Consider the following 11,977-nt stretch of genomic DNA (forward strand, 5'->3'; position numbering starts at 1 on the left):
AGAATTTTGTCCGGCCCCCGACTCGGTGTACCATTCTGACAGACAAAATTCTCAACCTTCATCTGGAAAAACCTATGACCGCACGCGTGATTGCCCTGGATTTAGACGGTACGTTGCTGACCCCGAAAAAAACCTTGCTGCCATCCTCTCTCGAGGCGCTCTCTCGCGCCAGAGAAGCAGGCTACCAACTTATCATTGTCACGGGTCGCCATCACGTTGCTATTCATCCTTTTTATCAGGCACTGGCGCTGGATACACCTGCAATTTGCTGTAACGGTACCTACTTGTATGATTATCAGGCAAAAAAGGTACTGGAATCCGATCCCCTTCCGGTTAACCAGGCGTTGCAGTTGATTGATATGCTGAATGAACATCAGATCCACGGGCTGATGTATGTTGACGAGGCCATGCTGTATGAACGCCCGACCGGGCATGTCGTGCGTACCGCAAACTGGGCGCAAACGCTGCCGCCGGAACAGCGCCCGACCTTCACTCAGGTTCCTTCGCTGGCACAGGCCGCGCATGACGTTAATGCCGTGTGGAAATTTGCCCTGACTGACGAAGATATTCCAAAGCTGCAGCAGTTTGGTAAACATGTTGAACAGCAGCTGGGGCTGGAGTGTGAGTGGTCCTGGCACGATCAGGTTGACGTGGCCCGTAAAGGCAATAGCAAAGGAAGACGCCTTGCCCAGTGGATTGAAGCGCAAGGTGGATCAATGGAAAACGTGATCGCTTTTGGCGACAACTTCAATGATATCAGTATGCTGGAAGCCGCGGGTACCGGCGTGGCGATGGGCAATGCCGATGATGCAGTCAAAGCCCGCGCCAACATCGTGATAGGTGACAACACCACCGACAGCATCGCCAAATTTATCTATTCTCAGTTGCTGTAATCAGGCGGTAATCGACACGCTCTTAATTTGTGCGTACAGCCACAGGCCAGGTTTGATGCCCAGCTCATCCCTGGCCCACGGGCTGATCCTCGCCCACAGCGTTTTCCCGCCGACCTCAAGCTGCACTTCCACCTGCCCGTTGTCGTCATAGCTCTGCGCAACCTTGGCGCGCAACACGTTACGAATACTGGTCTGCTGCGGCGGTTGTAATACCAGTGAAACATCCGACGCCTGAATACGAATGCGCAGCGCAGTTTGCAGCGGTTGATCCAGCTTATTGACCCACAGATGCTGATCGCCCAGCGCCAGCGCGGTCATCGCATAATGCGGGTGATGCTCCAGTACGTTAACTTTCAGTATGCTGCTCTGCTGCTCTTTCGGTAGCCAGGGATGCATCACACTGCTCCCCCAGACATCCTCCAGTGAGCCAAACGCTTTGACCTGCCCGTTTTCCAACACCATCACTTTATCGGCCAGATGCAAAATCTCATCAAGCGAGTGGCTGACATACAACATGGGAATATTAATTTCACGCGCCAGCCGTTGCAGATAAGGCAGCAGTTCGCGTTTGCGCGGAATATCCAGTGAGGCTAACGGTTCATCAAGCAGCAATAACTCTGGTGCGGTAAGTAGCGCCCGACCAATAGCAACACGCTGCTTTTCACCACCGGAAAGGCCCCCAGGTAGACGGTCAAGCAAAGGCTCAATGCCCAGCAATGCCACCAGCTTATCAAACTGCCCGGCCATGCTTTTTGCCATACCATAGCGCAGATTACCGCGCACTTTGTAATGCGGGAACAGACGCGCATCCTGAAAAACATAGCCCACCCGACGTTTTTCAGGCGTCAGGCAGATACCGTTTTCAACGTCATTCAATACCCGACCGTTGAGCACAATGCGCCCGGACTGGGGTTGGGTCAGACCACTGATAGCATTAATCAGCGACGTTTTGCCCGCGCCAGAGACACCAAAAATAGCGGTAATACCGCTGGCTGGCAGCGTTTCGTTGAGCGTCAGACAGTGGGTTCCCAGCGTCTGGGAGAAATTAAGTTCCAGCATGATTATCGCCCCGTCCGTTCACGGCTAATACGCGCCAGCCATTCAGAAATCAGTAGCGAAATCAGCGCTAACACAATAGAGATGATACATAACCTTGCCGCCGCGCTTTCGCCGCCGGGGGTCTGGATGAGGGTGTACATTGCCGAAGGAATGGTGCGGGTTTCACCCGGAATATTGGAGACAAAAGTAATGGTTGCGCCGAATTCACCGAGGGAACGCGCGAACGCCAGCACCGTGCCGACGATAATGCCAGGCAGCATCAACGGTAAGGTAATGGTCATGAATACGCGCCAGCGCCCGGCCCCCAGCGTGCGGGCCGCTTGCTCCAGCTTGACGTCAACACCTTCAAGCGCCAGACGTATTGCCCGCACCATCAGAGGGAAAGACATCACCGCCGCGGCCAGCACCGCACCACGCCAGCTAAACGCAAACGTGATACCGAACCAGTCATATAGCCACTCGCCAATAAATCCGCGCCGCCCCATAGCCACCAGCAGCAGGTACCCCACCACGACCGGAGGCAGTACCAGCGGCAAGTGCAGTACGCTGTCGAGCAGTGCTTTGCCTGGGAACTTACAGCGTACCAGTAGCCAGGCAAAGAAGATCCCAAACGGCAGGCTAAACAAGACGGCCAGGGAAGAAACTTTCAGGCTCAGTATGACGGCCTGCCATTCAGGATCGGTCAGTATCATTACTTGGTCGTAAATCCATAACGTTTGAAGATTTCAGAGGCCTGCGGTCCTTTCAGGTAATCATAGAACGCGCTGACCGTTGCGTTGGCGTGCCCATCAACAACCGCGATGGGGTATTCCACTTTTTTATGTGAGTCTTCCGGGAAAGTCGCCACAACTTTTACGCCTTTGCTGGCGACGGCATCAGAACCATAGACAATGCCCAGCGGGGCTTCGTTGCGTTCAACCAGCGCCAATGCGCCACGAACATCTTCAGCCGGAGCCAGTTTCGGCGCCAGGGTATCCCATGCTCCCAGTTTTTGCAGCGCTTCTTTCGCGTAAATACCCGCCGGAACATGTTCCGGATCGCCGACCGCCAGACGACCACCGTTCAACAGGCTGGTCCAGTTGGTTTTGCTGTCGATGGTGAAGTCTTTCTGTGCGCTGGCTTTCGGCGCGACAACGACCAGACTGTTACCGAGCAGCGTTTTGCGCGTTGCGGTATCGATAGACTTTTTGTCTACCGCGTAATCCATCCATTTCTGATCGGCAGAAATAAACAGATCGGCCGGTGCACCGGCTTCAATCTGGCGTGCCAGCGTAGAAGAAGAGGCAAAAGAGGAGACAACATCAACATTCTTCTCTTTTTTATATTCTGCGGCAATGTCCTGCATCGCGTTCGTTAACGACGCCGCTGCAAACACTGTGATTTTACCTTCATCCGCCAGTGCATGTCCGGCAACAGAAAGAGAAAGTGTTGCCCCTGCAAACAAGCGTAACCATGTACGTGCCATCTGTAACTCCTTTGAGTTTCGTTATGTAGGCGCAAATATAACGATTAAATCAGGATTTTCCCAGTGGTTATTACTACCAATTAGAGGTTACACAAAGAAAATATCGGCAGGGAAAGCAGGATCTTGAGGAACTAACGCAGTTGGATAATGAGCAATAAAAAACGCCCGGCTAAGCGGGCGTTCGGGGAATCAATGATTCTGTCTGGACTGGTCTTTCTGACCGATACCGGAAAAAATGTTGAACACTTCACCCAGTCCGTAAATCAGTCCCAGAATGATGGCCATTACCACAGGTACCATGATTACGGCGAATACCAGACTTTTCAATAACTCTAACATGGTCAACTCCAGATATAGTCCTTAGTTGTATTCTAACCACATAACACAGAAAAGCACTCCCCTTTTGTGCGGTCGGCTTTGCTCAGGCACTGTTTTCCGTCACAATACCCTTTTTTGCCAGGAGCTTGTTATGCAGGCCGAAATCCTTCTTACACTGAAACTTCAGCAAAAACTGTTTGCCGATCCCCGCCGCATTTCTCTGCTTAAGCACATTGCGCTTTCCGGCTCCATCAGTCAGGGCGCGAAGGATGCAGGTATCAGTTATAAAAGCGCCTGGGACGCGATTAACGAAATGAACCAGCTGAGTGAGCAGACGCTGGTAGAGCGCGCCACCGGTGGCAAAGGCGGCGGCGGTGCAGTGTTAACCCGCTACGGCCAGCGCCTGATTCAGTTATACGATCTGCTGGCGCAAATTCAGCAAAAAGCCTTCGATGTCCTGAGCGATGACGATGCGGTTCCACTTAATAGCCTGCTGGCGGCCATCTCCCGCTTCTCACTACAAACCAGTGCGCGTAACCAATGGTTTGGCACCATCACCGCACGCGACCACGACCAGGTTCAACAGCATGTTGACGTCCTGCTGGCCGATGGCGAAACACGGTTGAAAGTGGCGATTACCGCGCAGAGCGGTGAACGTCTGGGGCTTGATGAAGGCAAAGAAGTCTTGATCCTGTTGAAAGCGCCGTGGGTGGGGATCACCCAGGATGATGCTATCGCTCAGGCCGCCGATAACCAATTGCAAGGCACCATCAGCCATATTGAACGCGGAAGCGAGCAGTGTGAGGTGTTAATGACCTTGCCGGATGGACAAACGCTGTGCGCCACCGTTCCGACTGACGATGCGCTATCACTGCAAGAAGGCGCGAATGTCACTGCCTATTTCAACGCGGACAGAGTGATTATCGCCACGTTGTGCTAAATCTTTAAGCCCGCTTCGCCTGATGGCGCTGCGCTTATCAGGCCTACGTTCAGGCCGGATAAGGTACCCGCGCCGCCATCCGGCAACAAACTGCATTGACATTCCCGCCCGGACAACGTATCCCTGTCATTCATCGCTGCAAAAAATGGGATGCAAAATGTCATCGTTGCAAATTTCGCAAAGCACGTTTCGTCTGAGTGATACCAAAACGCTTCAGTTGAATTCGTTGACGTTAAACGCGGGTGATAGCTGGGCGTTTGTGGGGTCTAACGGCAGCGGAAAATCCGCACTGGCGCGTGCGCTGGCCGGAGAATTGCCGTTACTCAACGGCGAACGCCACAGCCAGTTCATGCGTATCACCCGTCTCTCCTTTGAGCAGCTACAAAAGCTGGTCAGCGACGAATGGCAGCGTAACAACACCGATCTTCTTAGCCCTGGCGAAGACGATACCGGGCGCACCACCGCGGAAATTATTCAGGATGAGGTCAGCGATCCTGCTCGCTGTGCCGCCCTGGCGCAGCAGTTTGGCATTTCTGCCCTACTCAACAGGCGTTTCAAATACCTTTCCACCGGTGAAACGCGGAAAACGCTGCTCTGTCAGGCGCTGATGTCTGAACCCGATTTGCTGATCCTTGATGAACCGTTTGACGGGCTGGATGTGGCTTCACGCCGCCAGCTGGCAGAACTGCTCGCGGCGTTACACCAGGCCGGTTTTACGTTAGTGCTGGTGCTAAACCGCTTTGATGAGATCCCCGATTTTGTGCAATATGCTGGCGTACTCGCCGATTGCACATTGACAGAAACCGGTGAAAAAACGGCCCTTCTGCAACAAGCGTTAATCGCCCAACTTGCGCATAGTGAACGGCTTGATGGTATTACCCTCCCCGAACCGGATGAACCTTCCGTACGCCGCATATTGTCTGAGAACGAGCCGCGGATTGTGCTCAACAACGGGGTCGTTTCCTATAACGATCGCCCCATTCTTCATCATCTGAGCTGGCGGGTAAACCCAGGGGAACACTGGCAGATTGTCGGTCCCAACGGGGCGGGAAAATCAACGCTGCTCAGTTTAATCACCGGCGATCATCCGCAGGGTTATAGCAATGATTTGACGCTGTTTGGCCGTCGTCGGGGTAGCGGCGAAACCATCTGGGATATTAAAAAGCACATTGGCTACGTCAGCAGCAGCCTGCATCTGGATTACCGGGTAAGCACCACGGTGCGTAACGTTATTCTTTCCGGCTATTTCGATTCAATCGGTATTTATCAGGCCGTATCAGATAGACAACACAAGCTGGTGCAACAGTGGCTGGATATTCTGGGAATGGATAAACGCACTGCAGACGCCCCTTTCCACAGCCTTTCCTGGGGGCAGCAGCGCCTGGCGCTGATCGTCCGCGCGTTAGTGAAACACCCTACGCTATTGATCCTTGATGAACCCTTGCAAGGCCTGGACCCGCTAAACCGCCAGTTGATCCGCCGCTTCGTTGATGTTCTGATCGGTGAAGGTGAAACCCAATTACTGTTTGTTTCTCACCATGCTGAAGATGCACCCGCCTGCATTACCCACCGACTGGAGTTCGTACCAGAAAACGATATCTACACCTATCGGCAATCATCCCTGCGTTAGTTTTCATACCGGGGCGCGCTAATGCGCCCTTTTTTAAGCCTGATTTTTTCAGAAAAAAGCTGCAATCATTAAATAACATAATGATTTAAAATAAAAAAATAAAATTCAGGCGTTGAAAGTCAGCATGTGTAAACGATTCCACTAATTTATCCCATGTCACACTTTTCACAACTTTGTTATGCTATCTTCATTACATGATATAGGCATAACGGAGCGAATTATGAGAGTATTGGTTACAGGTGGTAGCGGTTACATTGGAAGCCACACTTGTGTGCAGTTGCTTAAGAATGGCCACGACGTCGTGATCCTTGATAACCTCTGCAACAGTAAGCGCAGCGTACTGCCCGTTATTGAGCGTTTAGGTGGAAAACATCCGACCTTCGTCGAAGGTGATATCCGTAACGAAGCGCTGATCACCGAAATCCTGCACGATCATGCCATCGATACGGTCATCCACTTTGCCGGTCTGAAGGCCGTCGGCGAATCCGTTGCTAAGCCGCTGGAGTACTATGACAACAACGTCAACGGCACTCTGCGTCTGGTCGATGCGATGCGCGCCGCCAACGTGAAAAACTTCATATTCAGCTCCTCCGCCACAGTCTACGGCGATCAGCCGCAAATTCCTTACGTTGAAAGCTTCCCGACCGGCACACCACAAAGTCCGTACGGCAAAAGTAAGCTGATGGTCGAACAGATCCTGACCGATCTGCAAAAAGCACAACCTGAGTGGAGCATCGCGTTGCTGCGCTATTTCAATCCGGTTGGCGCACATCCGTCAGGAGACATGGGCGAAGATCCGCAAGGCATCCCTAACAATCTGATGCCTTACATCGCGCAGGTTGCCGTGGGCCGCCGTGAGTCTCTGGCCATTTTTGGTAATGACTACCCGACCGAAGACGGTACCGGCGTTCGCGATTACATCCACGTGATGGATCTTGCCGACGGCCACGTTGTCGCCATGGAAAAACTGGCAGGCAAGCAAGGGGTACATATTTACAACCTTGGCGCTGGCGTTGGTAGCAGCGTACTCGATGTGGTCAATGCCTTCAGCAAAGCCTGTGGTAAGCCAGTGAACTACCATTTTGCTCCGCGCCGCGACGGCGATCTGCCTGCCTACTGGGCCGATGCCAGCAAAGCAGACCGCGAACTTAACTGGCGCGTGACGCGTACACTGGATGAAATGGCACAAGATACCTGGCACTGGCAATCACGCCATCCACAGGGATATTCGGATTAAGGACACGTTATGACGCAATTCAACCCTGTCGATCATCCACACCGCCGCTTTAACCCGCTCACCGGACAGTGGATCCTCGTTTCGCCTCATCGTGCAAAACGCCCCTGGCAGGGGGCGCAGGAAACGCCATCTAAACAGGTACTGCCCGCGCATGATCCGGACTGCTTCCTGTGCGCTGGCAATACACGCGTTACCGGCGATAAAAACCCCGATTACACCGGGACCTACGTTTTTACCAACGATTTTGCCGCGCTGATGTCTGATACCCCGGATGCTCCCGACAGCCACGATCCGTTGATGCGTTGCCAGAGCGCACGCGGTACCAGCCGCGTGATCTGCTTCTCGCCCGATCACAGCAAAACGCTACCGGAACTCAGCGTACCCGCGCTGACCGAAATCGTGAAAACGTGGCAGGAACAAACCGCAGATTTAGGGAAAACCTATCCCTGGGTGCAGGTATTTGAGAATAAAGGTGCGGCGATGGGATGTTCAAACCCGCACCCGCACGGACAGATTTGGGCCAACAGTTTCCTGCCCAACGAAGCCGAGCGTGAAGACCGTCTGCAAAAAGCATACTTTGCCGAGCAGGGCACGCCAATGCTGCTGGATTATGTCCAGCGTGAACAGGTAGACGGCAGCCGTACAGTTGTAGAAACCGAACACTGGCTGGCAGTCGTGCCCTATTGGGCGGCATGGCCATTCGAAACGCTGCTGCTGCCAAAAGCGCATGTCCTGCGAATTACCGATTTGACCGACGAACAGCGAACTGACCTGGCGCTGGCGTTGAAAAAACTGACCAGTCGTTATGACAACCTGTTCCAGTGCTCTTTCCCCTACTCTATGGGCTGGCACGGCGCACCGTTTAACGGCGAAGAGAATGACCACTGGCAGTTGCACGCACACTTTTATCCACCGCTGCTACGTTCCGCGACCGTACGTAAGTTTATGGTTGGTTACGAAATGCTGGCGGAGACCCAACGCGATCTGACAGCAGAACAAGCGGCAGACCGTCTGCGTGCGGTCAGCGACACCCATTTTCGCGAATCCGGAGTTTAAATAATGAGTCTGAAAGAAAAAACACAATCTCTGTTTGCTGAAACGTTTGGCTACCCTGCCACCCATACCATTCAGGCACCCGGCCGTGTAAACCTGATCGGCGAACACACTGATTATAATGACGGCTTCGTCCTGCCGTGCGCCATCGACTATCAAACGGTTATCAGCTGTGCCCCCCGCGATGATCGCACCGTGCGTGTGATTGCGGCGGATTACGAGAATCAGATAGATGAGTTCTCTCTTGATGCGCCGATTATTGCGCACGAAACCCAGCAGTGGTCAAACTACGTGCGCGGCGTCGTGAAGCATCTGCAAAAGCGCAATAACGCCTTTGGCGGCGCGGATCTGGTGATTAGCGGTAACGTCCCACAGGGTGCGGGATTAAGCTCTTCCGCCTCGCTGGAAGTCGCCGTTGGTACCGTGTTCCAGCAACTCTATCATCTGCCACTCGACGGCGCGCAGATTGCCCTGAACGGCCAGGAAGCGGAAAACCAGTTTGTCGGCTGCAACTGCGGCATTATGGACCAGCTCATCTCGGCGCTGGGCAAGAAAGATCATGCGCTACTGATCGACTGCCGTACGCTGGGCACCAAAGCGGTTTCCATGCCGGAAGGTGTGGCGGTGGTGATCATCAACAGCAACTTTAAACGTACGCTGGTTGGCAGTGAGTACAACACCCGTCGCGAACAGTGTGAAACCGGCGCGCGTTTCTTCCAACAACCCGCGCTGCGTGATGTCAGCCTTGAAGCGTTTAACGCCGTCGCCCACGAGCTGGATCCGATTGTCGCCAAACGCGTCCGCCATGTGATCACAGAAAATGCGCGTACCGTTGAAGCCGCGCAGGCGCTGGAAAAAGGCGATCTGCTACGGATGGGCCAACTGATGGCGGAATCTCACGTTTCAATGCGCGATGACTTCGAAATCACCGTGCCGCAAATTGATACGCTGGTCGAGATTGTCAAAGCGACCATTGGCGATAAAGGCGGTGTACGTATGACCGGCGGCGGCTTCGGCGGCTGCATCGTGGCGCTGATCCCACAAGATTTGGTTCCTGCCGTACAGCAGGCTGTCGCTGAACAGTACGAAGCGAAAACCGGTATCAAGGAAACCTTTTACGTCTGCAAACCGTCACAAGGAGCCGGACAGTGCTAAACGAAATTCCCGTAATGGCGCCCGACGGCCAGCCGTTTCGCCTGCTCACCCTGCGTAATGACGCGGGGATGGTCGTCACGCTGATGGACTGGGGCGCGACGCTGCTGTCTGCCCGTATCCCGCTTAGCGATGGTAGCGTGCGCGAAGCATTACTCGGCTGCGCCAGCCCGGAGCAGTACCCACACCAGGCCGCATTTTTAGGCGCATCCATCGGCCGCTACGCTAACCGTATCGCCGACAGCCGTTATACCTTTGCCGGTGAGACCGTCGAATTAATACCCAGTCAGGGCGACAACCAACTGCACGGTGGGCCGGACGGCTTCGACAAACGCCGCTGGCAGATAGTCAATCAGAATGACCGTCAGGTGCTGTTTGCCTTAACCTCTGACGATGGCGACCAGGGTTTTCCGGGTCACCTCTGCGCCACCGCGCAATATCGCCTGACCGATGATAACCGTATTTCGATTACCTACCGTGCGACGGTGGATAAGCCCTGCCCGGTAAATTTGACAAATCACGTCTACTTTAATCTCGACGGCGATAAAACGGATGTGCGTCAGCACAAGCTGCAAATACTGGCGGACGAGTATTTACCCGTAGACGAAATGGGCATCCCGCATGACGGGTTGAAATCCGTCGCCGGAAGCACTTTTGATTTCCGTTCCCCGAAAATCATCGCCAGCGAATTTCTGGCCGATGACGATCAGCGCATGGTGAAAGGTTACGATCACGCTTTCTTGTTGCAGGCGCAAGGCGATGCCCGCAAACCGGTCGCTATGGTCTGGTCCCAGGATGAAAAACTGCAAATGGAGGTCTATACATCGGCCCCGGCTTTGCAGTTCTATTCCGGTAACTTCCTCGGCGGTACGCCATCCCGTGGGCCTGAAGTCTATGCCGACTGGCAAGGACTGGCGCTGGAAAGTGAATTTCTGCCTGACAGCCCAAATCATCCGGAATGGCCGCAGCCAGACTGCTTCCTGCGACCGGGTGAAGAGTATTCCAGCCTGACCGAATACCGGTTTATTCCTGCCTGACAGTTAACCGTGACGAGCCAATACCCGGCTCGTCATTTATTCCCATGCGGAATCCGCTCAAAACCACACCACTCAAAGACAAAATCGCAACCTTGAGTTCACAAGAACCTTACACTGCGCCGCTATTTTCGCTATGGTTATGCGTAAGCATTGCCGCTGGCGCATTACGGCAATATAATGATAATTATTATCATTCAATATGATTTATAGGAGTGAGTGTATGGCTGTAACTAAGCTGGTTCTGGTACGTCACGGTGAAAGTCAGTGGAACAACGAAAACCGTTTTACCGGTTGGTATGATGTTGACCTGTCTGAAAAAGGCGTGGGCGAAGCGAAAGCGGCAGGTAAACTGCTGAAAGAGGAAGGCTACAGCTTCGATTTTGCTTATACCTCTGTGCTGAAACGTGCCATCCACACCCTGTGGAATGTCCTGGACGAACTGGATCAGGCCTGGCTGCCGGTTGAGAAATCCTGGAAACTGAACGAACGTCATTACGGCGCGCTGCAGGGGCTGAACAAAGCCGAAACGGCTGAGAAATACGGTGACGAGCAGGTTAAGCAATGGCGTCGCGGCTTTGCGGTCACCCCGCCGGAACTGACTAAAGATGACGAGCGTTATCCGGGTCACGATCCACGTTATGCCAAACTGACAGACAAAGAACTGCCGGTTACCGAAAGCCTGGCGCTGACTATCGATCGCGTTATCCCTTACTGGAATGAAACCATTCTGCCGCGCATGAAAAGCGGTGAGCGTGTGATTATCGCCGCTCACGGTAACTCCCTGCGTGCGCTGGTGAAATACCTGGATAACATGGGCGAAGATGAAATTCTTGAACTGAACATCCCGACCGGCGTCCCGCTGGTGTATGAGTTCGACGAAAACTTCAAGCCGATCAAACATTACTATCTGGGTAACGCTGACGAGATCGCCGCAAAAGCGGCAGCGGTAGCCAACCAGGGTAAAGCGAAGTAATTTTCATCAGGCCTACAAGCTTGCTTGTAGGCCTGAGTACTCTATTTTTTTATTCCACTTTACCAGCTGTAACGGACGTCCAGGCTACCGTTGAGATCGCCATAATCATTATGCCCCTTTTGCCCAGCAACCTGACCGGTGATGCTCCACTGGCTATTCAGATTCGCCTGGATACCTACTTTCACCTCGGCGCGATCTGCCGGAAGATCCTGCTTCACCT

At 53.5% G+C, this 11,977-nt stretch carries 13 protein-coding genes; 8 read left to right on the top strand and 5 right to left on the bottom strand.

Translation table 11 applies throughout. From position 1 onward, the window contains the following. The first annotated feature begins 74 nt into the window (after window positions 1–74). Window positions 75–893: a pyridoxal phosphatase gene (locus FDX19_RS21775; protein ID WP_137384360.1), complete on the top strand. Its 819-nt coding sequence runs from the start codon at window positions 75–77 to the stop codon at window positions 891–893. Here FDX19_RS21775 and modC read toward each other — a convergent pair whose 3' ends face one another. The 4 genes from modC to FDX19_RS21795 all read right to left on the bottom strand — a co-directional run bounded on the left by modC (window position 894) and on the right by FDX19_RS21795 (window position 3,756). Continuing rightward, window positions 894–1,952: a molybdenum ABC transporter ATP-binding protein ModC gene (gene modC / locus FDX19_RS21780; RefSeq protein ID WP_137384361.1), complete on the bottom strand. Its 1,059-nt coding sequence runs from the start codon at window positions 1,950–1,952 to the stop codon at window positions 894–896. Window positions 1,953–1,954: 2 nt separating this feature from the next. Further along, a complete protein-coding gene (modB, locus tag FDX19_RS21785; RefSeq protein WP_008784169.1) occupies window positions 1,955–2,644 on the bottom strand; it encodes a molybdate ABC transporter permease subunit in 690 nt (229 codons plus the stop codon). Then, window positions 2,644–3,417 (bottom strand): molybdate ABC transporter substrate-binding protein, encoded by a 774-nt coding sequence (modA, locus tag FDX19_RS21790; protein WP_137384362.1) that lies wholly within the window; start codon window positions 3,415–3,417, stop codon window positions 2,644–2,646. Before modA ends, modB begins: the two co-directional genes overlap by 1 nt. 189 nt (window positions 3,418–3,606) lie before the next feature. Next, a complete protein-coding gene (locus tag FDX19_RS21795; RefSeq protein WP_003023026.1) occupies window positions 3,607–3,756 on the bottom strand; it encodes an AcrZ family multidrug efflux pump-associated protein in 150 nt (49 codons plus the stop codon). Between the two features lie 130 nt (window positions 3,757–3,886). Between FDX19_RS21795 and modE the strand changes: the two genes are divergently transcribed. From modE to gpmA, 7 genes are all read left to right on the top strand, one after another. Further along, on the top strand, window positions 3,887–4,675 hold the full coding sequence (modE, locus tag FDX19_RS21800; RefSeq protein ID WP_137384363.1) for a molybdenum-dependent transcriptional regulator: 789 nt from the start codon (window positions 3,887–3,889) through the stop codon (window positions 4,673–4,675). A gap of 157 nt (window positions 4,676–4,832) precedes the next feature. Next, a complete protein-coding gene (modF, locus tag FDX19_RS21805) occupies window positions 4,833–6,305 on the top strand; it encodes a molybdate ABC transporter ATP-binding protein ModF (protein ID WP_137384364.1) in 1,473 nt (490 codons plus the stop codon). 220 nt (window positions 6,306–6,525) lie between these two features. Beyond that, window positions 6,526–7,542, top strand: a complete 1,017-nt coding sequence (gene galE / locus FDX19_RS21810; protein WP_137384365.1) for a UDP-glucose 4-epimerase GalE — start codon at window positions 6,526–6,528, stop codon at window positions 7,540–7,542. Between the two features lie 9 nt (window positions 7,543–7,551). Further along, window positions 7,552–8,598: a galactose-1-phosphate uridylyltransferase gene (galT, locus tag FDX19_RS21815; protein WP_137384366.1), complete on the top strand. Its 1,047-nt coding sequence runs from the start codon at window positions 7,552–7,554 to the stop codon at window positions 8,596–8,598. A 3-nt stretch (window positions 8,599–8,601) separates the two neighbouring features. Continuing rightward, window positions 8,602–9,750 (top strand): galactokinase, encoded by a 1,149-nt coding sequence (gene galK / locus FDX19_RS21820; protein ID WP_137384367.1) that lies wholly within the window; start codon window positions 8,602–8,604, stop codon window positions 9,748–9,750. Beyond that, on the top strand, window positions 9,744–10,784 hold the full coding sequence (gene galM, locus FDX19_RS21825; protein WP_137384368.1) for a galactose-1-epimerase: 1,041 nt from the start codon (window positions 9,744–9,746) through the stop codon (window positions 10,782–10,784). The genes galK and galM overlap by 7 nt, the downstream gene beginning before the upstream one ends. Window positions 10,785–11,004: 220 nt before the next feature. Continuing rightward, a complete protein-coding gene (gpmA, locus tag FDX19_RS21830; RefSeq protein WP_003022999.1) occupies window positions 11,005–11,757 on the top strand; it encodes a 2,3-diphosphoglycerate-dependent phosphoglycerate mutase in 753 nt (250 codons plus the stop codon). Between the two features lie 59 nt (window positions 11,758–11,816). On the opposite strand, the gene FDX19_RS21835 is transcribed toward gpmA, so the two are convergent. After that, a complete protein-coding gene (locus tag FDX19_RS21835) occupies window positions 11,817–11,975 on the bottom strand; it encodes an autotransporter outer membrane beta-barrel domain-containing protein (protein WP_256376109.1) in 159 nt (52 codons plus the stop codon). Window positions 11,976–11,977 lie beyond the last annotated feature (2 nt).

The sequence above is a fragment of the Citrobacter sp. wls619 genome, assembly GCF_005281345.1.
Classification (GTDB): domain Bacteria; phylum Pseudomonadota; class Gammaproteobacteria; order Enterobacterales; family Enterobacteriaceae; genus Citrobacter.